Below are 20,414 nucleotides of genomic sequence, written 5' to 3'. Positions count from 1 at the left end.
CGGCGTCTAGCGCCAAGGACCCAACGGCTTCCCGCCCACCATCATCATGGCAGACTTTCCAGACACAGGGACCCATAACCCAGGGCCATATTCGAGGCACGCGCATTGATGCATCCGGGCTCGCCACGTCCTGGGGTCTCGGTCCTGGGTCGCGCGAACGCGACGATGCCTGCACATCGTCCGGCTTCGCTTGTTCGGCACGACAGCGGGTCGGAGTGCAGACCGGCTTTTCGTTGGGCCCTCTGTCGCGCGTCGCCTGGGATTCGTTGTGCCGCAGCGAGGTTGATTTGGCCGACGAGCAGGCTTGCTTCCCCATCGATACTTTCCGGCGCAGGTCGGGCGTCCGCAGCGGCGCGCGCAAAGACGAAATTCGCTCGCGCGATCAAGCTGATTTGGGCTGTCCAGATGCGGAGCGAAAAATATTCGACTTTGCATTTTCAGAAATCCATGGTCTCTTCTCCGCATCCCGCTTCACTGACGAGGGGCGCTTCGCGAACGTCACGATGCGTTGGGGTGGGATGCGGTGGCCGCGATGGGGCGCAGCATGCTTTGGGCATGCCGACGTACGCCACGTCGCGGACGGTGAAGTCGCAGGGTCCTGGCCTCCCGAAGCTGAGGTCCGCGCAACGCGTGAAACGCGTTGTCGCCACGGTGGCAAACAAGCCGGTCACCGAGGAGACTGCGTATAAATCGTAAAGCCATCGCGCAGGGAAGGCCGGGTCTATCCGGCCGAACCTGTGGTTCTGCCGCGTGCTTTTTTGCTGCACGCGGACCGCAGGCCTCGGTCGAGGCCTGGCCTTCCCTGCACCCTCCGTGAGTTGGAGGGGAACGACACCAGCAAGACTCGGACGCAGATGCGCCGCGAGGCAGCAATGTCATGTCTGCAATGGGGGCAGCGCATTCAGTGTTGTTTGGATACAGCGGATCGCGTGGCGAGTATCGCGCCACACAAAGGCTGTCGTCCCGGCGAACGCCGGGACCCATGATCATAAGACGACGGTCGAGGCACGCGGGTCGCTACGTCAGCGCTTACGACGCTGCCCTGTGGTTATGGATCCCGGGTCGCGCTTCACTTGCCCGGGACGACAGCGGAGCGCGGCGGCTACGGGCGAGAGCTTCCATCGGCATTGCAAAGCCGCGAGTCTGGATTGCCGTCGTTGCGAGCGGAGCGAAGCAATCCAGGGCCTCATCCGCGGCCCTGGATTGCTTCGGCGCAAGAGCGCCTCGCAATGACGGTGGCGATCGAGGGAGCTGATGATGCCGCTACCCCACCATCCGCCCGCGGCCCTCCCAGAACCGTGCGCGCAGCACCTTCTTGTCGACCTTGCCGACGCCGGTCATCGGCAGCTCCTTGACGAACGAGATGCTCTTGGGCGCATGGGCCGAGCCCTTGCGCGCCTTCACGAGCTCGATCAGCTCGGCAGCGTCGATCTGCGCGCCGGCGCGCGGCACCACGATCGCGGTGACCGCCTCGCCCCATTTGTCGTCGGGCACGCCGACCACCGCGCACATCGCCACGTCGGCATGTTGCGTCAGCACGTCCTCGATCTCGCGCGGGAAGATGTTGAAGCCGCCGGAGACGATCATGTCCTTCTTGCGGTCGAGGATGTACATGTAGCCGCGCTCGTCGCGGCGGGCGATGTCGCCGGTGTGCAGCCAGCCGTTCTTCAAGGTCTCGGCGGTGATGTCCGGCCGCTGCCAATACTCCGCCATCAGATGCGGTGCGCGCACGCAGATCTCGCCGGCCTCGCCCAGCGCGACCTCCTGATCGTGGTCATCGAGGATCTTGACCTCGCAGGCCGCGATCGGGAAGCCGCAGGACAGGAACAGCTCCGGCTGCTTCGGATCATGATCGGCCTTCCGCAGCACCGAGACGGGATAGCATTCGGTCTGGCCATAGAGCTGCGAGAACACCGGGCCGATGCGCTCGATGCCTTCGACCAGCCGTGTCGGCGACATCGCCGAGGCGCCGTACAGCACGAGCTCGAGCGAGGAGAGATCTGTCTTAGCTAACGCGGGATGATCGAGCAGCACGTAGATCATCGTCGGCACGAACAGCGTGAAGTTGATGTGCTCGCGCGCGATGGTCGCGAGCACGGCCTCCGGATCGAAGCTCTTCAGCATGTGCACGGTGCCGCCGCGCATCAGGGTCGGCAGCACCTTGGTGCCGGCGACATGGCTGATCGGGGCGACCGTCAGATAGCGGGCGCGCTCCGGGATCTCGAAATCGGCGAGGATCGCGGTGGCGAAGCCGCCATATTCCCGGTGATGGCGCAGCGCGCCCTTCGACTTTCCGGTGGTGCCGCCGGTGTAGTTCAAGGTCGCGATGTCCTCGGGCGTGGCGAAGTTGCGCGCGCTGGCGTGGCCTGACTGCTCGATCGCGGCGAGGAGGTCGACGCCATAGCCGGCTGCGCCCAGCGTGAACACGTGGCGCAGGCCGCCCGAGCGCGCGGCCAGTTCGCCGCCGCGGTCGTGGAACGCGGCGGCATCGATCACCAGCACCTGCGATTCGGAATCGGCGAGCTGGAACAGCTGATCGTCGAGCGAGCCCAGCGGATGCAGCCAGGTGATGGCGAGCCGCGACAGCTGCGCCGCCGTGCCGGCGCACCAGGCATCGGCGCGGTTCGCGCTGAGGAACGCGACGCGTGTTCCCGGCGGCAGGCCGAGCCGCATGAACACGTTCTGCATGCGGCCGATCAGGTCGATCGCGCCCTGATAGGTCAGCGATCCGTCCGGCCAGCTGAAGGCGGTGCGCGACGGATGACGCGACAGCGTGAGCAGGGTCTGCTCGCAGACGACCGGAAACGAATGAAGCTGTAGGCTCATGGACGATCCTCCCGAGATGCCGCGATCGTTATGGCGTCGCGGGGCTTGTTGCCGACGCTATCAGAAAGCCCATCGCGCTCAAGGCGCGCTTGTCGTCCTCGGAACATCGCTGCGCGCGCCGCGTTGCCCGGCCGAACAATAGCGGAGCAAGGCCATGCGCACCTCGACAGCTTTTTTTGCGGGAGCCGGAACGGTCGCCATCGCCGTCGCGGCCGGTCTCGGCGGCGGGCTCATGATCGCGGAGGGCATGCATCCGAGTTCGCAGGCGTTCGAGCAGGCCAAGCTCGCGCGTTCCGTGCCGGAGACGCCGTCGCCAAGTCCGACGACCACCTCGTATCTTGCGGCAACGCAGGCGGCCGCGACCACGCCGATCAAGGTGGCGCCCGCAGCAGCGGAGACGGGGCCGGCGACGCCGGTATCGCCCAATCCCTCGCCCCCGCCGCAGGCTGCCGTGCCGGACGCGACGGCTGTGCCCGCCGCCTCTTCGGCGCCGGCCAGCACGCAGGCCGGTACCGCCGAGGACGTTCAGGAGAAGGGACAGGACAAGGCCGCAGCGAAGGCCGAGGACGCGGATATCAAGGCGCGCGGGGCGGAGCGCAAGCGCGTCGCGGAGCAGCGCCGCACCGAGCGGCACCGGCAATATGTCGAGCGCCGGCGCCAGCGCCGCGAGCAGGATCTGCGCGCGGTCGAGCAGGCCGTGCGTGAGGATACGACGCCGCGCGCCTATGCGGCGCAGCCGGTCGGCATGGAGGGGCCGCGCTTCAGCTTCTTCGGCGACGATTGATCGCACGCGGCGGCGCCGTTATCCCTGAGCCCAACAAGGATCAGGGAGGGACGCGCCGTGCAGGACACTCGATGGGACGGGCTGCGGGCGCGGCTGCGCCTGCCGCTGATCGCAGCGCCGATGTTCCTGGTGTCGGGAATCGAGCTGGTGAGCACGGCCTGCACCAACGGCGTGATCGGCGCGTTCCCGACGGTCAATTGTCGAACCCCCGACGAGCTCGACGCCTGGCTGCTCCAGATTGCCGATCGGCTTGCGCGCGGCAGCGATGCGAGCGGGGCGGCGGCTGCGCCGGTCTGCCCGAATCTGATCGTGCATCACTCCAACGCGCGGCTGCAGGACGATCTCGCGGTGCTGTTGCGGCGCCGCCCGGAGATCGTGATTACCTCGGTCGGCTCGCCGGCAAAGGTTGTTGCGCCCTTGCATGATGCGGGCGCGCTGGTGTTCGCTGACGTCGCCTCGATCCTTCATGCAGAGCGCGCGGTCGAGGCCGGCGCAGATGGCCTGGTGCTGCTCACGGCCGGGGCGGGCGGCCAGACCGGCTGGCTCAATCCATTTGCCTTCGTGCGCGCGATCAGGGCGTTCTTCGCCGGGCCGATCGTGCTCGCCGGCGGCATCAGCGACGGCGTGGCGTTGCGGGCGGCCGAGGTGCTCGGCTGCGATCTCGCCTACATGGGCACGAAGTTCATCGCCACGCGCGAAAGCCTTGCCGATGACCGGTACAAGTCGATGCTGGTCGCGAGCTCGGCCGACGACGTGCTGCTCACCTCGGCCTTCACCGGCCTGCCGACCAGCATGCTCCGGCCGTCGATCGTCGCGGCCGGGCTCGATCCCAAAGCCTTGCCGGCGCGTGGCGCGATCGAGATCGGCAGTGACATCGACATCGCTGCGCGCGAGGCGCGGCCGAAACGCTGGCGCGACATCTGGAGCGCCGGGCACGCGACCTCGGGGGTCACCGACATCCCGTCGGTCGCCGTGCTGGTGGCGCGCACGGCTGATGAGTACGGCGGCGCGGGTGGCCTCCGGCCATGAGAAAACGTGATGTGTGTCCTTAAGGCACCATTAACCATCGGGTCCCACAATCCGCGGAGCTTGAACTTGGCGGAATCGTGCGATGGGCATCGGGCTACGGCAGGACAAAGAGCGGGTGACGCTCGAGGAGATCCGGATCCGCGTCGGGCATGCTCTGCAGCGGCATCCGCTATGCCGCAACGTCCAGTTCGACATCATGAGCGTTCCCCGCACCGCCCGCGGCGGGAACTGGACCATCAGCTTGCATTCGGTGGAACCGGCCGCGCTTTGGGAAGCCTCCGACATCGTTGCCGACATCCAGGCCGCGTACGATCTGCTGATGCCGGCCGAGCTGTCTTCGGCGGCGTGAAAAAAAATGTCCGTCATGTTCACAGGGCAGAATGGTGGCCTCTGTGTTTCTGTGGCATCGTAAAGCCTTAATTAACTCCCACTTTTCGGCAAAGTGCGGCTTTCCGCCGGGATACGGAGAATTGCGTGACGAAGTCGATCGCTTTTGTCGCTTTGCTGGGCGTGCTGATTGCAGGCGCGGCCGTGACGAGCGTCCTGATGCAGGACAGCGTGCCTTCGGCCGGTGCGATGATGCCGCCGGTGGTGGCGAAGAGCCCGCTCTCCAATCGTGAAGCCAAGGGCGACCGCCTGGCGATGGTCACACTTGCGACCCCCGAGGTGCAGCAGCCGAGTGCCCCGTCGAAGGCGACGCTGCGTCAGGCCTATGCCTATGCGCCGTCCGAGCCGGAGATGGCAAAGGCGTCGGCTGCCGCGGTCGTCGCTGCCGAGCCGATGGTGCCGAAGTCCAAGATTCTCGCCAGGAGCGAGCCGGCCCCGGCGCCGCTGAAGCCGGAGGTGCAGAAGGCCTATTCGTTGCTGTCGGACGGCCAGATCGCAGGCATCAAGGAACGGCTGCGGCTCTCGTCGAGCCAGGAATATTATTGGCCGGCGGTCGAGACGGCGCTGCGCGCCGTGGCCCGCAAGATCCACGCCGGACGCCAGGGCGCGGCGAAGCCGGGCGCGGTGGCGCTCGATCCGGATTCGGATGAGGTGCAACAGCTGAAGTCAGCCGCGATGCCGCTGCTATGGCAGTTGCGCGAGGATCAGAAGGACGAAGTGCGGCGGCTTGCGCGCACCATCGGCCTCGACAAGGTCGCAGCCGCGATCTGATCGGGGGGGGGGATCCTCCCGGCGTGAACATCAAACTTGGAGTGAACATCAAGAAGGCCGCGCATTGCGCGGCCTTCTTGCTTTCGAGAGGCGCTTTTTCACCTCGCCGGGGGATTGGCCTCCGGATGCCCGCCGCTCTCGGGGCCGGCTCCCGTCGGCGACGATGCGGGCGCGGTACGCAGGTCCGGGCCGGGCCGTGCCGGCTGGGTCATGGTCGGGGCTTCCGGCGGGGTGATCGCGGCGCCGGCGCCGACCGTAGTGCCGCGGTCGGTGTTGGTCGGCGCTGACGGCACTGGCGTCGGCTTGTCGCCGCCGGCGAAGCGCGTCGCGTCGCCGCTCTGATAGCCGGCAACCAGCAGGCCGGCGACCACCAGCGCGAGCACGAACAGGCCGCCGAGCTCGGGCAGGGCACCGGACGGGGCCACGCCGCGGCCCCGGCCGTCTCCCTCGAGCGCCACCGCCGCGATCTCTCGGTTGTGCCGCGACCGCAGGAAGGCCAGGAACGCGCCGGCGGCGATGATGATCGCGGCCGCGAGCGTGAAGAACATCAGCCAGCTGATGGGTTGATCGCCTTGCATGTCGAACATCCTTTGATCCGTGAGGGCTGCGCGACGTGCAGCCGCGTCAAACCCGCATGACAATCTCTGTTCGTTGCAATCGTCAGTGGCGTGAAAGGTTTCCCGCCCGGCGGCGGAAATCTCGCGTCAGCGCCCTTCGCCGGCGGCCCATAGCGCCTCGAGCCCGGCGCGATAGGTCGGGTAGGCGAAGCCGACGCCGAGCTCCTGCCTGGCGCGGATATTCCGGATGCGCCGGTTGCTGGCATAGAAGCTGCGCGCCATCGGCGACAGCTCGGCGCGGTCGAACGGAAGTTCCGGCGGCGGGGCGATGCCCATCAACGCAGCGGCATAGGCGATGACGTCCTGCGGCGGCGCAGGCTCGTCGTCGACGATGTTCCAGGCGCCGCCTGACCCGCGCTGGATCGCGCCCATGATCGCGCTGGCCGCGTCATCGACATGGATACGGTTGAACACCTGTCCCGGCTTGACGATGCGCCGCGCCCGCCCGGCCCGCAGCTCGACCAGCGCGTTGCGGCCCGGCCCGTAGATGCCGCCGAGCCGGAGCACCGCGAGCCGGTCGCCGATCCGCGCGCGCCAGTCCTGCTCGACGCGGACCCGGGCCTGCACCCGGTCGTGCTCGGGCGCCAGCGGCGTGTCCTCGTCGATCCAGCCGCCCTGATGGTCGCCATAGACGCCGACGGTCGAGAGGTAGACCACGTGCCGCGCGCGCCCCGCCGTGATGGCGTCGCCGAATGCGGCCAGCACCGGGTCGTCGCCTCCTCCCGGCGGCACCGAGATCAGCACGACGTCGGCGTCCGCCGCCTTCGCCAGCGTCGCGGCCGCGGGGGCCGTGCCGTCGAACAGGTCGATGTCATCATGCGCCAATCGCGCGCGCTTGTCGGCGCTGCGGACCGTGCCGCCGATGCGGGCGAACGCGCCACGGTGCAGCTCGACGAAGCGCTGGGCGGTGTAGCCGAAGCCGATGACGAAGAGGTTCATGGATGCCGTTCACCTGGACTTGCGCGAAGGAGCGAGCTTTCGAGTTACCCGGCACCGGGTGGCCCGCGCAATTCAAATGACGCGCGCGGAGTCAGCCTGCGGACGGGGCGGTGCTGACCTGCCGCGCTTGTTATGGCTCCCGTCATGGTCCATGTCGTATGATCAGAGGCGACAGGAGATGGACTGCCACGATGAATTTCCATTCGATCTACCGCCACGGCTTTGCCCGCGTCGCTGCCTGCGTCACCGCCTCGAGCGTCGCCAACCCGACCGCCAATGCGGCGGCGATCCTGGCCGCGGCGCGCGCCTGCCATGACCAGGGCGCGGCGGTCGCGGTGTTTCCGGAGCTCTGTCTGTCCGGCTACGCGATCGAGGACCTCGTCAAGCAGGACCCGCTGCTCGACGCCGTCCAGCGCGGGCTGCTCACCCTCGTCGAAGCCTCGCACGACCTGATGCCCGTCCTGATCGTCGGTGCGCCGCTGCGCTTTGCGCACCGTGTCTACAATTGCGCCGTCGTGATCCACCGCGGCGAGGTGCTCGGCGTCATTCCCAAGAGCTACCTGCCGACCTATCGCGAATTCTACGAAGGCCGCCACTTCGCCTCCGGCGCCGGCATCCGCGGCGAGATGATCGAGGTCGCCGAGACCATGGCGCCGTTCGGCACCGACCTTCTGTTCGCCGCCGCGGATGTCGCCGGCCTCGTCATCGGCGTCGAGATCTGCGAGGACATGTGGATCCCGGTGACGCCGGCGTCCGAGCTCGCGCTCGCCGGCGCCACCGTGCTCGCCAATCTCTCGGGCAGCCCGATCACGGTCGGCCGCGCCGAGTCCCGCTCACTGTTGTGCCGCTCGACCTCGGCGCGCTGCCTCGCGGCCTATGTCTATGCGGCGGCGGGCGTCGGCGAATCCACCACGGATCTCGCCTGGGACGGCCAGACCTCGATCTTCGAGAATGGCGTGCTGCTCGCCGAGAGCGAGCGCTTCCGCCAGACCGGACAGACCATCTTCGCCGACGTCGATCTCGATCTGCTGCGCCAGGAGCGGGCGCTGATGGGCACGTTCGACGACAATGCGCGCGCGCAAGGCGCCGGCATGCACTGGCGCCGCATTGGCTTCGAGCTGCAGCCGGCCGAGGGCGACATCGGCTTCATGCGCAGCATCGAGCGCTTTCCGTTCGTGCCGAGCGATGCCGCGCGGCTCGATCAGGACTGCTACGAGGCCTACAACATCCAGGTCGCCGGCCTGACGCAGCGGCTGCGCGCAACCGGCACCAAGCGCATCGTGATCGGCGTCTCCGGCGGGCTCGATTCCACGCATGCGCTGATCGTCGCGGCGAAGGCGATCGACCTGCTCGGCCTTCCCCGCACCAACATCCTGGCCTACACGATGCCCGGCTTCGCCACGGGCGCGCAGAGCAAGTCCTACGCGCATGCGCTGATGTCGTCGCTTCAAGTCAGCGCCGCCGAACTCGACATCCGCCCCGCGGCGACGCAGATGCTGAAGGACATCGGCCATCCCTTCGGCCGCGGCGAACAGGTCTACGACGTCACCTTCGAGAACGTGCAGGCCGGGCTGCGCACCGACTATCTGTTCCGCCTCGCCAACGACCGCGGCGGCCTCGTGCTCGGCACCGGCGATCTCTCGGAGCTGGCGCTGGGCTGGTGCACCTATGGCGTCGGCGATCAGATGGCGCACTACAACGTCAATGCCGGCGTGCCGAAGACCCTGATCCAGCATCTCATCCGCTGGGTCATCGCCTCGCATCAGTTCTCGGCCGATGTCGACCCCACGCTCGAGGCAGTGCTGTCGGCCGAGATCTCGCCGGAGCTGGTCCCGGTGAAGGAGGGCGAGACGCCGCAGAGCACCCAGGCCACGATCGGCCCCTATGAGCTGCAGGACTTCAATTTGTTCTACACGCTGCGCTACGGCATGCGCCCGTCGAAGATCGCCTTCATGGCGCATCACGCCTGGAAGAATGTCGGCGACGGCGCCTGGCCGCCGCATTTCCCTGCCGACAAGCGCCACGCCTATACACTTCCCGAGATCAGGAAGTGGCTGGAGGTGTTCCTCAAGCGCTTCTTCGCCTTCAGCCAGTTCAAGCGTTCGGCGATGCCGAACGGCCCGAAGGTGGTGGCCGGCGGCGCCCTGTCGCCGCGCGGCGACTGGCGCGCCCCGTCCGACGGCAACGCCACCGCGTGGCTGGAGGACCTGGAGCGCAACGTGCCGAAGTGACGACCATCTTGCTCCGCCGCCGCGCTTGCCATATCCGAGACGTGCGCGTCCGCCTTTGCGGCGTCGTCATCGACATCGTTGAACGGAGCAGATCATGAGCGTGACCGCCGCCGGCATTTCCTCGATGGCGACGAGGCAGATCCTCGCTGAGCTCGCCGCCGCCTATGAGGAGGCGACCGGCGAGGTGATCACGATCGAATCCGTCGGCGGCGTCGATGCCGCCAAGCGCATCCGCGCCGGCGAAGCGTTCGACTTCGCCGTGCTCGCCTCCGATGCGCTGCAGAAGCTTGAAAGCGACGGCCATCTCGTTCCCGGCAGCATCATCGAAATCGCGGAATCGCCGATGGCGATGGCGGTGCGCGCCGGCAGCCCCAAGCCCGATCCGCTCGACGAGGCCGCCGTGCGCAGGGCGATGGAGAACGCCAGGGCGATCGGCATCTCCACCGGCCCGAGCGGCACGTATGTGCAGAAGCTCGCCCGCGACTGGGGCCTGGAGAGCGAGGGCACTTCGCGCCTGGTCCAGGCCAAGCCCGGCATTCCCGTCGCTAGGCTGCTCGCCGACGGCGAGGTCGAGGTCGGCTTCCAGCAGCTCAGCGAAATGCTCGGCGCGCCCGGCATCGACATCGTCGGCCTGCTGCCGGACGCGCTGCAGCCGGGCACGGTGTTCGCTGCCGCCTTGTGCAAGGCCGGCGCGCACGCCGAGGCCGCGCGCGCCTTCATCGAATATCTGGTCTCGGAGGAGACCGCCGAAACCAAGCGCCAGCACGGCATGACGCCGGTGTGAGGCGCCGGCCCCACAGCCCGCGAAAAAATCCGATCGCCGCGTGTCGTCTCGGCCTTGTCCCGATCGTCTTCCAACCGAACAATCGGGAAGGAGACGGCGGATGAGCACATCGTACTATCGCTGGGTGATCGTGGCGGCCGGGGGCGTGCTCGGCTGCGTCGCCGTCGGCGGCCTGTTCTCGCTGCCCGTGTTCCTCAAGCCGATGGCCGCCGAGACCGGGTGGTCGGTCGCGGGGATCTCCACCGCGATGACGATCGGCTTCCTGGCGATGGCCGTCACCAGCATGGGCTGGGGCACGCTGTCCGACCGCATCGGCCCGCGTCCCGTGCTGCTGATCGGATCGATCCTGCTCGCCGTCAGCCTGCTGCTGGCAAGCCTGACATCCTCGCTGTTGGCGTTCCAACTGCTGTTCGGCCTGATCGCAGGCATCGCGACGGCGGCGATCTTCCCGCCGGTCATGGCGACCGTCACCGGCTGGTTCGACACCCATCGCAGCCTCGCGGTGTCGCTGGTCTCGGCCGGCATGGGCGTGGCGCCGATGACGATGTCGCCGCTCACGGCCTGGCTCGTCTCCAGCTACGACTGGCGGACCGCGATGCAGTGCATCGCCGCGATCGTGGCCGCCATCATGATTCCCACGTCGCTGCTCGTGGGCCGTCCGCCATCGTCCGCGCCCGGCGACGCCGTCGCGTCGGGTCCCGCCGCCGGGCCGGCCGAGATGACGCGATCGGCGGCGCTGCGCTCGCCGCAGTTCCTGATCCTGCTCGCCACCAACTTCTTCTGCTGCGCCACGCATTCCGGCCCCATCATCCACACCGTGAGCTACGCCGTCACCTGCGGCATCCCGCTGATGGCGGCGGTGACGATCTACAGCATCGAGGGGCTCGCCGGGCTCGGCGGCCGCATCGCCTTCGGCCTGCTCGGCGACCGCTTCGGCGCCAAGCGCGTGCTCGTTCTCGGCCTGCTCGCGCAGGCGTTCGGCGCGCTCGCCTACGTGGTCGTGCGCGACCTCGCCGCGTTCTATGCGGTTGCGGCCACCTTCGGCTTCCTCTATGCCGGCACCATGCCGCTCTACGCCGCGATCGCGCGTGACAATTTTCCGCAAGGCATCATGGGCACGGTGATCGGCGGCACGGCGATGGCCGGCAGCCTCGGCATGGCGACCGGCCCGCTGGCCGGCGGCCTGATCTACGACAGCTTTGCGAGCTACACTTGGCTCTATGTCGGCTCGTGGGTGATGGGCCTCGGCGCTGTCATGATGATGATGACCTTCCGGCCGTTTCCCAAGCCGGTGTCGCAGCCTGGCGCCGTGCCCATGCAAGCGCCGGCCTGACGCTGCTGCATCGCACCTTCACGCGCGCCGTCGGAATCGAACAACAACGCTTGATCCCCCGGCAGGAACCGTGATGTCGCAGCCGGGTTGGGCGGCGTGGAGTTCAACCGGATGGAGATCGGATCCATGAAGAAGACCCAGCTTGCCATTGCCACCCTCGTCGCCGCCACCCTCGCCGCCGTCCCGCTCGCCGCGCAAGCGAAGCACCACAAGAAGCACAACGCCGCGACGTCGACCACCTCGTCGCAGACCACCGGCAGCAACATGAAGTCCGGCCGCGATTCCACCTCGTCGAGCCAGGGCAATGTCGGCCCGGGCACGAACCAGGCGGGAAGCATGGGGAAGTAACAAGCCGGGCACTTTCGTTCAGCGACGGGAAAGCAGCGCTGGCCTTCCCGTCGCCGCTGGACAGCATTCTTTTCCAGACGGCGTGTTGCAGACCTTGCTGCCATCGTTGGCGCTTGATGCTAAACGAACGTTCAGTGACGTCAGTGATCGCCGTGTTGCGCATTCGTGCGGTGGAGGTGCATCGTCGATGTTGGCGAGGGGGCGAGATTATTATCTCGGGCTGAGACGCCGCTATGAGCCGGACGTCGCCAAGCTTGTCATCGTCGCGGAATCGCCGCCGGCCTCAGGAAAATACTTCTATGACTCGGCCGGCTCGATCAGCGAGCCGTTGTTCACGGCCCTCATGCGCCAGATGGGAGCCACCCCTGCGACGAAAGAAGAGGGGCTGCGACAATTTCAGCGCAAGGGATGGGTGCTGGTCGATGCGACCTACCAGCAAGTGGACAAGCTGCCGAAAGACGCGAGTCAGGATAGGAATGCGTTGATCGAAGACGATTACCCGCTGCTCGTCGCGGACCTATCCAGCCTTGTGTCGGATCGCGGCGTTCCCCTGATCTTGATCAAGGCAAACGTCTGCCGGATTCTGGAGCCTCGACTGACAAAGGACGGCTTCAACGTGATCAACGCCGGCCGCCCGGTCTATTTTCCGAGCACGGGACAGCAGAAAAGGTTCGAGCAGCAGTTCGCCGACGTCCTGAGGTCGGCTGACTGAGGTTTGACGGTCAAGGGCGAGGCACTGGTCGGCGATGTGCCGTCAGTCTCGGTCAGCATCCCCCATCTTGCGTGGGTCCAGCAGGTGACGGCAACGTGCGATGCACGCTGCCGATCATTTCGACGCCTCCTTGATCTTGTGCTCCAGATGCCCGGTGCCGTGATCCCTACGCAGCTGGCTCAGCGAGGTCTCGTTGAGCTGAAGCAGCACGTCGCTGAGTTTGGTCGAATCCGGATAACCGGCCGCGAACGACTTTCCGTAGATCTTGCGCAACGTGCCGACCAGCGTGTTGCCATGCTTCCTGCTGATCTCGCCATCCTTGTCGCGGTGGCGGCCGTCGAGGCCCGGTTCCTTCATGCGTCTCTCCCCTGATGCGGCTGGTGCCGTAATGCGACTTGCGCGCTTAGGAAGGGGAGCCTGCGCTCAATCGATGCGATTGGCAATGCTGCGGCGTGATACGCGGGGTTCACGCGCGGTGCACCAAGAGAATCTGCGAATGAGTTGCTTGTCATACCGGGCTCCGTCCTTCCTGCGCGGCCGCAACCGCCTCGACTCGGCGAAGGCTCGGGCATGCACGTCGTTCAATCATGTTGGTCGAAGTGAATGGCCGGGACGGAGCCAGGCTATTACGGTGGAAAGATATCTGGGCGGAAACCCGGGTTCTTGGATGCGATCGCCGGGCCGCTCGACGCTGGCCAAAAATCCCTCGTTCTTTTTATCGGAAATCATGCTTTACTCCGTTCATCCCGCCTCATGCAGAGGGCGTACGCGTCGTCACGATACGTGGAGGTGGGCTGCGATGGACGTGGATGCTGCGCCAGACGAGCGCTTGCGTCGCGGACGGCGAAGTCGTGTGGTCCCGGCCTCCCGATGCTGAGGTCAAACCTGCTGTTGATGCGCAAGCGTCGCGCGGGCGATGGGGGCAAGAAAGCCCGGTCCCCAAGGAGAGCACGAAGGACACCGTTAAAACTGATCGCGCAGGGAGGGCCGGGTCGTCCGGCTGGACCTGTGGTACCTGCCGCCTGCATTTTTTTTCGCAGGCGGGCCACGGGCCTCAGTCGAGGTCCGGTTCTCCCTGCGCCTCTCGTGTTTCGAGACGCGCGCGACCAACGCATTCCTCGGACTCATCGAGCCGCGAGACCGCGCGCGCACGCCTGAACCGACCGCAAGTGGCTGTTTGACATCTGAGTGACGTGACGATGCCTGTCGGCGCCCGTGACAACGCCGAGCAGCGTCGGGCCGAACCCATGGATAGGAGACGCGGTCAGTCGCAGTGCGTCTCAAGAGGCGTGACGCGGTCAGAAACCGGGTCACGCATCGGTCTCGTACCCCGCGGGGACAGCGACGAACCCAGCGCCTTCCAATCGCTTCTCATCGGAAACCACGGAGCGTTCGTGTTCATCTGTGAACGATGACAACGAGATGCTCTACGCCGCCGGCATATGCAGCAGGATTGGCCCCAGTGATGGAGAGCTCCACTCGGCAAACGACGATTGCAGAAGGATATCGAAACAGTATCACGTTGAGGTTGTATTGAGAAGGCTTGGGTGTACAATCTTCTGATGCCAGATTTCCGATGGGAACGACGGGCTTCCCAATAGTTCTGCTGGCTGAGAGGGTTGTGCCGGCATGCCTCTCATCGTCTATCCGCATTGCGACATGCACGTCGCGCTGAAGAAGCCCGCGACCAAGGTGCTGCCGTTCCGCGTGTTCGACCAGGATCTGCCGAACGGCTCGACGACCTACACGCTGACCGACGTCACCGCGGACTGCAATTTTCGAATCCTGGCGCCGTACAACCCGGTCGGGTCCCGGCTGACCAGCTTCGTGACGATCGATCCTGCGGCGCGCACCATCACCGGCGACGACGTCGGCACCAACCTCGTGGTGATCGAATACGGCCCCGGCTACATCGTCGCGCGTATCCAGGTGCACGACGATGTGCTCGGCTGGTGGTTCGGCAACTCCTCGATCACCACGGCGCTGCATCCGACGGTCGCCCACAGCCAGCCGACGCTGTGCGCGCTGTTCAGCGACGATCCGACCGGGACCGATCTCGTCGGCGACATCACCGGGCACGGCTTCGTCACGCTCAGCTCGGCAAGTCCCGGTACCTTCGTGGTGGCAAATACGAACAGTGAGGGACGGTTGAGGGGCGTGAGCGAGGGGGCGGCCCAGCTCGACGGCAGCTTCCTCGGTGTCAACCAGAGCCTGCCGGTGAAGGTGGTCGACTACGCCAAGATCCGCGACAACATCTCAACGGTGCGCGCCGGCGACCTCGCCAATGCCGCCGAGATGCACAACATCCTGTTCCTCGCCGAAGGCTTTCGCGCGTCCGAGAAGGACAAGTTCGACAAGATCGTGCAGGAAGCGGCGGACGGTCTGTTCTCGCAGAAGCGCCACGAGCCCTACGGCACGCTCGCGGGCAGTTTCAACGTATTCAAGGCGTTCCAGGCGTCGGAAGAGCAGGCGGTGACCTGCGGCTGGCGCGTCAACGACGAGGAGACCTCGGAGCTTAGCAGGGGCGGACCGATTCCGTGGAATTACAGCGTTTCGGACGACAAGAGCATCTACGAGGTCGACGAGCTCGTGGCCCGCGTCGGCCTGCCGCTCCGCAACGAGACTGCGACGCCGGCGCAATTGAAGGCGCGCTGGGCGGGTCAGTCGCTGCCCAACTACGATGCGGCGAAGGTCAACGACACCCTGATCGAAGCGTGGAGGAAGCAGAAATCGCTCGGCATCCTGGAGGCACGTGACACTTTCTACGGCCTGATGCTCGGCTCCCGCTGGGGCGACCGGTCGGCGAAGTCCGGGGCCGCTTTGACGATGCCGGCGGCGGATGCGGCGGGCGATGCCAACCTCGCGCCACTGATCGCCCGCGCCTATCAGTTCTTCAAGCCGGCCAGCGTCACCCGGCACCTTGCTCCGGATCCGCGCCGGCATCCGCCGGAGCTCGCTCGGAACGGCCGCGCGAACGTTGCGGCGCCGATCATGGCCTACCTGTCCGGACTGCGGCTCGGGTCGTCGCCGCATACCGCGCTCGGCGCCGAGTGGATACCGGACGGCACCTTCAAGCGCAGCCGCGGCCTGATCGCCATGATCACCAACGAGGACATGATCGGCGGCACCAATTTCAACCAGTCGACCGTGACCGCCAATTCGTTGCAGAGCCTGAAGACGCTCGACTTCGAATATCCGGCGACCAACACGGCGACGAAGAAGGTGATGCGGCGCAAGCCTGCCAGCGACATCGACGCCGACCTCACCGATATCATCGACACGGTCGCGCACGAATTCGGCCATTCCTTCAATCTCGGCGACGAATACGAGACGAGCGCCGAAGACAATGCGACCGCTTCGAGCGAGCAGGACAACATCGTCGCGCTCGCCGACATCTTTCAGGATCCGAGCTACGCCGCCAATCACTCCCGTCTGGTCGATCCGTCCAAGGTGAAATGGTTCGAACTTCTCAGGGTCCAGCTTTCGGCCAAGCTGACCCAGGCTTCGACCCAGCAGGGTGGCTCGATCGAGGTCAGGATCGACCCGCGCCAGATCCCGCGCTGGGTGCAGGCGAAGGCGGCCGGCCGCCAGGCGTTTCTCCGCCGCATCCAGATCACGGCGATCGGCCAGCAACTGCCACTCACGTTCACCGATTCCGATTACCTCGTCAGACTCGACATCGGCGACATCGACCAGAACCTCGGCTCGATCCGGCTCGGCGGGCTGGAATTGCCGCCGGCGCCGTTTCCCGTGTTTCCGAAAGGCTCGCTGCTGTTCGTGCCGCGCCGCGACGATGCGGACGCGCTGGTCTATGTGGTGGAAAAGAAGGTGCGCGACTTCATCGCAGGCAACCATCTGCCGCTCAACAAGGATCCCGACTTCGCTCATGTGAACGACGAGGCCGACGACCCGAAGGACATCCCGAATTTCAAGCCGCCATGCAAGGCGCAGCGGCTGGTCGGCCTGTACGAAGGCGCATACAACTTCACCGGGCTGGTCTATCGTCCGGCTGGCGACTGCAAGATGCGGAACAACAGCGGCACCTTTTGCCATGTCTGCAAATGGCTGATCACCAACCGCGTCGATCCCGCGCTGCACGACGTCGTCGACCGCGAATTCTATCCGGAGGCCAAGAAAAATGGCTGAACCGGGTGCCCTCGAAACGATCGTCGCCGAGATCGGCAAGCTGCTGCTGCCGCTGCGGGCGGCGGTGGAGTCGCCGGCCGCGTTCCAGGGCCTGCTGCTCAAGCTGGGCTGGGATTCCGACGTGATTCCGAAGCCGATCGCCGATCTCGCGGTCGACTTGCAGCTGCTGTTCGATCGGCTCCAGGCGCTGGTCGGCGGCGGGCTGTCGCTCGACGGCGAAGTGGCGTCCGACGGCGAGACGACGGTCGTGTCCGGCTCGCTCGAAGACGCCTTCAAGACCATCGAGGCGATCGCCGGCGTCGTGCAGGCGATCGACGACCTCGTCTCGGCGCCCGGCGGTGCATTTTCGGCGACGCTGAACGCCGATAATTTCAAGGGCGAGTTTCCGGGGCAGCTCGTCGGCTATCTCTTCATCACCTATCTGCGCAACCATCATCCGGGCATCGGTTTCGCGCTGCAGGCGCTCGGCGTCATCCGCACCCGCTATACCGCGCCCGCCGGTAACCGCCCGGACTACATCGACTACAGGTTCAGCTTCCCGGACCTGCCGAAGATCGTCTCCGACCCGGTGACACTGTTCGAGAACGCCTTCGGCTGGGGCACCGACAGCTTCGACTTCTCCAGCTTCGCGCGGCAGATCGACAGCCTCGCGGCCGGGCTCGGGCTCGACGTCCGGATGGTGGAGGTGCCGGATCGGGTCGCGCGCGCGCTCGAAGGCGGCCCTCCGATCGGGCGTGCCGCCGTGCGCAAGCGGCTCCGCTTGGTGTTCTTCGAGCGGGCGCGCGACGCGGGACGGCTATCGGCCGAGCTCGGACTGTTCCCGCTGCCAAAGTCCGGGAGCAAGAAGCCGGGCTTCGCGCTGCTGCCGTCGTTCAGCGGGCTGCTGTCGGTGCGGATGCAGCTCGGTCCGACGATCGCGGTGACGATCTCGAGCGACCTCGATCTCACCGGCGGTGTCGGCCTGATGGTGCGGCCGGGCAGCGGCATCGACATGGTGATCGGCTTCGCAGGCAGCGGCGCGCCGACGTCGGCCAAGGGCACCGCGCGCGTCGAAGTGGAATACTCCGCCGCCTCCGGCAGCCCGACCATCGTTCTCGGCACCGGCGAGGGCACGCGGCTCGAATACCAATCGGTGAGCGGTGCCGGCGGTTTCACGCTGGTGGCGGGCAAGGACGTCGAGGTGTTCGCCGAGGCGGACCTCAAGGGCCTCGCTTTCGTCCTCGACGCGTCCGGCTCGGACGGCTTCATCTCGACCATCCTGTCGGGCATCTCGACGCGGTTCGAGTTCGATCTCGGCCTCGGCGTCGCCTATCCGCGCGGCGTGTATTTCCGCGGCACCTCGCATCTCGAGATCCAGATCCCAGCGCATATCGACCTCGGTCCGATCCAGGTGCAGGGACTGGCGCTCGCGGTGACGCCGTCGGCTGACGGCCTCCCGATCGATATCGGCGCGACGCTGAAGGCGGCGCTCGGTCCGCTGGTCGCGGTGGTGGAAAACATCGGGCTGCGGACCGATCTCGCTTTTCCGGGGAGCGGCGGCAACCTCGGCCCGATCGATCTATCCTTCGGCTTCAAGCCACCGAACGGCGTCGGGCTGTCGATCGATGCCGGGGCGGTGAAGGGCGGCGGCTATCTCTTCATCGATCCGGACCGCGGCGAATATGCCGGCGCGCTGGAACTGAAGATCCTCGACTTCCTCTCGGTGACGGCAATCGGCGTCATCACCACCAAGATGCCGGACGGGTCAAAGGGCTTTTCCTTCATCGCCATCATCACGGTCGAGTTCAATCCCGGATTGCAGCTCGGTTTCGGCTTCACCCTGCTGGGAGTCGGCGGACTGGTCGGGCTCAACCGCTCGATGGACCTCGACGCGCTAGTCAACGGCGTGCGCGCCGGCTCGCTGGACTCGGTGCTGTTCCCGCACGACGTCGTCGCCAACGCGCACCGGATCATCTCCGATCTCCGCACCTTCTTCCCGCCAGAGCAGGGGACCTTCCTCATCGGCCCGATGGCGAAGTTCGGCTGGGGCACGCCGACGCTGATCAGCCTGTCGCTCGGGATCATCATCGAGATTCCCGGCAACATAGCCATCATCGGCAAGCTGACGGTGGCGATCCCGGACGAGCGGCTGCCGCTCATCATCATCCAGGTCGCCTTCATGGGCGCCATCGAATTCGACAAGAAGCGCGGCTGGTTCTTCGCCATCCTGTACGAATCCCGCGTGATCTTCATGCCGCTCGACGGCGGCATGGGCGTGCTCGCGTCGTTCGGCGGCGACGCCACTTTCATCGTCTCCGTCGGCGGCTTCCACCCGGCCTACAATCCACCGGCGCTGCCGTTCCCGCCGATCCCCCGGATCGCGATCAACATTCTCAACACGCCGGTGGCCCGCATCCGGGTCGACGCCTATTTCGCGGTGACGTCGAACACCGTGCAGTTCGGCGCACGTGCGGAGCTGTATTTCGGCGTCTCGATCGCCAACATCGAGGGCCATCTCGCCTTCGACGCGCTGTTCCAGTTCTCGCCGTTCTATTTCATCATCACGATCTCTGCCTCGCTGTCGGTGAAGCTGTTCGGCGCGGGGCTGTTCAGTATCCGCTTCCGCGGCTCGCTCGAAGGCACATCGCCCTGGCACGTCGAGGGCACCGGGAGCATCTCGCTGCTGTTCTGGGACGTCGACGTCGACTTCTCCCACACCTGGGGCGACAAGGAGGACACCAGCCTGCCGCCGGTCTCCGTGCTGCCCCTGCTGGTGGCGGAATACTCGAAGGCGGAGAATTGGACTGCCGCGCTGCAGAACAGCAGCAGGCTGTTGGTGACGCTCAAGACCGTGGACGCGGGCTCCGACCTTGTCCTGCATCCGGTCGGTTCGCTCAAGATCACCCAGCGTGCGATCCCGCTCGGCATCACCCTCGACAAGATCGGCGCGCAGCGCCCGGACGACGCCAATTACTTCTCGGTCGCGACCGCGACGTCGGGCATCGAGAAGCGCGCCATCATCCGGGAGTCGTTCGCGATCGCCCAGTTCAAGGACCTCAAGGACGGCGAGAAGCTCAGCGCTTCCGATTACGAGGCCGAGGAGGCGGGGCTGGAGCTGTCGGTCACTGGCAACCAGGCAAAGACCAGCTATGTCACCAAGCGCATCGCCCGCTACGAAGAGATCATCGTAGACAACAATTTCAAGCGGGCACGCCGGCGCTTCGTCACGCTCATCTCCGGGCTGTTCACGCACTTCCTGGCCAACAACGCCGTGGCGCGGTCGGAGATCTCGGCGAAGTCGCGCGATCTGAAGCACGCATTCGACGACAAGATCGCGGTCGATCAGGCGTCCTATGTGGTGGTGAGCCTGGCCGACAATTCGCCGATCGCCGGCGCGCCTGTGTCGTTCCAATCGCGCGCCAGCGCCGGTGAATTCATGGCGGCGGAGACGCGACGCAATCCGAACTTCGCCAGCGAGGCCCATATCGTGCGCCCGCACGAGATGAAGCGCGCGGCGTAGCGGAGGCA

At 66.3% G+C, this 20,414-nt stretch carries 15 protein-coding genes; 11 read left to right on the top strand and 4 right to left on the bottom strand.

Annotation, left to right across the window (positions count from 1 at the left end; all coding sequences use genetic code 11):
- Positions 1–1,263: 1,263 nt before the first annotated feature.
- Positions 1,264–2,826 (bottom strand): AMP-binding protein, encoded by a 1,563-nt coding sequence (locus QX073_RS31145; protein WP_316226905.1) that lies wholly within the window; start codon positions 2,824–2,826, stop codon positions 1,264–1,266.
- Positions 2,827–2,980: 154 nt separating this feature from the next.
- Here QX073_RS31145 and QX073_RS31140 point away from each other — a divergent pair, with 154 nt between their 5' ends.
- From QX073_RS31140 to QX073_RS31125, 4 genes are all read left to right on the top strand, one after another.
- The gene (locus tag QX073_RS31140; protein WP_315826567.1) at positions 2,981–3,610 is read left to right on the top strand and encodes a hypothetical protein; all 630 of its coding nucleotides are present in this window, start codon (positions 2,981–2,983) and stop codon (positions 3,608–3,610) included.
- A 57-nt stretch (positions 3,611–3,667) separates the two neighbouring features.
- Entirely contained in the window at positions 3,668–4,639 is a 972-nt protein-coding gene (locus QX073_RS31135; RefSeq protein WP_316226904.1) for a nitronate monooxygenase, read from the top strand.
- A gap of 82 nt (positions 4,640–4,721) precedes the next feature.
- Positions 4,722–4,988 (top strand): hypothetical protein, encoded by a 267-nt coding sequence (locus tag QX073_RS31130; RefSeq protein WP_315716274.1) that lies wholly within the window; start codon positions 4,722–4,724, stop codon positions 4,986–4,988.
- A gap of 182 nt (positions 4,989–5,170) precedes the next feature.
- Positions 5,171–5,797 (top strand): hypothetical protein, encoded by a 627-nt coding sequence (locus tag QX073_RS31125; RefSeq protein ID WP_315716458.1) that lies wholly within the window; start codon positions 5,171–5,173, stop codon positions 5,795–5,797.
- Positions 5,798–5,895: 98 nt separating this feature from the next.
- Here the strand turns inward: QX073_RS31125 and QX073_RS31120 are convergent, their stop codons facing one another.
- Both QX073_RS31120 and QX073_RS31115 read right to left on the bottom strand, forming a co-directional pair.
- Positions 5,896–6,375, bottom strand: a complete 480-nt coding sequence (locus QX073_RS31120) for a hypothetical protein (RefSeq protein ID WP_316188203.1) — start codon at positions 6,373–6,375, stop codon at positions 5,896–5,898.
- 126 nt (positions 6,376–6,501) lie between these two features.
- Positions 6,502–7,353: an NAD-dependent epimerase/dehydratase family protein gene (locus QX073_RS31115; protein ID WP_316226903.1), complete on the bottom strand. Its 852-nt coding sequence runs from the start codon at positions 7,351–7,353 to the stop codon at positions 6,502–6,504.
- Positions 7,354–7,544: 191 nt separating this feature from the next.
- On the opposite strand from QX073_RS31115, the gene QX073_RS31110 reads away from it, so the two are divergent.
- The 5 genes from QX073_RS31110 to QX073_RS31090 all read left to right on the top strand — a co-directional run bounded on the left by QX073_RS31110 (position 7,545) and on the right by QX073_RS31090 (position 12,761).
- Positions 7,545–9,584 (top strand): NAD(+) synthase, encoded by a 2,040-nt coding sequence (locus QX073_RS31110; protein ID WP_316226902.1) that lies wholly within the window; start codon positions 7,545–7,547, stop codon positions 9,582–9,584.
- Between the two features lie 94 nt (positions 9,585–9,678).
- Positions 9,679–10,368, top strand: coding sequence for a substrate-binding domain-containing protein (locus QX073_RS31105; protein WP_316165525.1), 690 nt, complete (start codon positions 9,679–9,681; stop codon positions 10,366–10,368).
- A gap of 100 nt (positions 10,369–10,468) precedes the next feature.
- Positions 10,469–11,701: an MFS transporter gene (locus QX073_RS31100; RefSeq protein WP_316226901.1), complete on the top strand. Its 1,233-nt coding sequence runs from the start codon at positions 10,469–10,471 to the stop codon at positions 11,699–11,701.
- A gap of 126 nt (positions 11,702–11,827) precedes the next feature.
- Positions 11,828–12,049 carry a hypothetical protein gene (locus tag QX073_RS31095; protein ID WP_315716269.1) on the top strand — a complete coding sequence of 74 codons (222 nt, stop codon included), beginning with the start codon at positions 11,828–11,830 and terminating at the stop codon, positions 12,047–12,049.
- A gap of 85 nt (positions 12,050–12,134) precedes the next feature.
- The gene (locus QX073_RS31090; RefSeq protein ID WP_316226900.1) at positions 12,135–12,761 is read left to right on the top strand and encodes a hypothetical protein; all 627 of its coding nucleotides are present in this window, start codon (positions 12,135–12,137) and stop codon (positions 12,759–12,761) included.
- A gap of 114 nt (positions 12,762–12,875) precedes the next feature.
- Here QX073_RS31090 and QX073_RS31085 read toward each other — a convergent pair whose 3' ends face one another.
- Complete coding sequence (locus QX073_RS31085) at positions 12,876–13,118, bottom strand: hypothetical protein (protein WP_315716267.1); 243 nt, start codon at positions 13,116–13,118, stop codon at positions 12,876–12,878.
- A 1,272-nt stretch (positions 13,119–14,390) separates the two neighbouring features.
- On the opposite strand from QX073_RS31085, the gene QX073_RS31080 reads away from it, so the two are divergent.
- Together QX073_RS31080 and QX073_RS31075 are read left to right on the top strand one after the other, a co-directional pair.
- Positions 14,391–16,907 carry a M64 family metallopeptidase gene (locus tag QX073_RS31080; RefSeq protein WP_316226899.1) on the top strand — a complete coding sequence of 839 codons (2,517 nt, stop codon included), beginning with the start codon at positions 14,391–14,393 and terminating at the stop codon, positions 16,905–16,907.
- Positions 16,900–20,406, top strand: coding sequence for a DUF6603 domain-containing protein (locus QX073_RS31075; RefSeq protein ID WP_316226898.1), 3,507 nt, complete (start codon positions 16,900–16,902; stop codon positions 20,404–20,406). The genes QX073_RS31080 and QX073_RS31075 overlap by 8 nt, the downstream gene beginning before the upstream one ends.
- Positions 20,407–20,414: the final 8 nt, after the last annotated feature.

This window comes from Bradyrhizobium sp. SZCCHNS3052, assembly GCF_032484495.1.
Classification (GTDB): domain Bacteria; phylum Pseudomonadota; class Alphaproteobacteria; order Rhizobiales; family Xanthobacteraceae; genus Bradyrhizobium.
The sequence above is the reverse complement of the archived record's forward strand: the minus strand, read 5'-3'. Positions and strand labels throughout refer to the sequence as shown.

Excerpts from the sequence above, each read along its gene's own strand:
- QX073_RS31110 (WP_316226902.1), top strand. The coding sequence starts at position 7,545 with ATGAATTTCCATTCGATCTACCGCCACGGCTTTGCCCGCGTCGCTGCC.
- QX073_RS31130 (WP_315716274.1), top strand. The coding sequence starts at position 4,722 with ATGGGCATCGGGCTACGGCAGGACAAAGAGCGGGTGACGCTCGAGGAG.
- QX073_RS31095 (WP_315716269.1), top strand. The coding sequence starts at position 11,828 with ATGAAGAAGACCCAGCTTGCCATTGCCACCCTCGTCGCCGCCACCCTC.
- QX073_RS31080 (WP_316226899.1), top strand. The coding sequence starts at position 14,391 with ATGCCTCTCATCGTCTATCCGCATTGCGACATGCACGTCGCGCTGAAG.
- QX073_RS31085 (WP_315716267.1), bottom strand. The coding sequence starts at position 13,118 with ATGAAGGAACCGGGCCTCGACGGCCGCCACCGCGACAAGGATGGCGAG.
- QX073_RS31100 (WP_316226901.1), top strand. The coding sequence starts at position 10,469 with ATGAGCACATCGTACTATCGCTGGGTGATCGTGGCGGCCGGGGGCGTG.
- QX073_RS31075 (WP_316226898.1), top strand. The coding sequence starts at position 16,900 with ATGGCTGAACCGGGTGCCCTCGAAACGATCGTCGCCGAGATCGGCAAG.
- QX073_RS31145 (WP_316226905.1), bottom strand. The coding sequence starts at position 2,826 with ATGAGCCTACAGCTTCATTCGTTTCCGGTCGTCTGCGAGCAGACCCTG.
- QX073_RS31120 (WP_316188203.1), bottom strand. The coding sequence starts at position 6,375 with ATGCAAGGCGATCAACCCATCAGCTGGCTGATGTTCTTCACGCTCGCG.
- QX073_RS31140 (WP_315826567.1), top strand. The coding sequence starts at position 2,981 with ATGCGCACCTCGACAGCTTTTTTTGCGGGAGCCGGAACGGTCGCCATC.
- QX073_RS31105 (WP_316165525.1), top strand. The coding sequence starts at position 9,679 with ATGAGCGTGACCGCCGCCGGCATTTCCTCGATGGCGACGAGGCAGATC.
- QX073_RS31115 (WP_316226903.1), bottom strand. The coding sequence starts at position 7,353 with ATGAACCTCTTCGTCATCGGCTTCGGCTACACCGCCCAGCGCTTCGTC.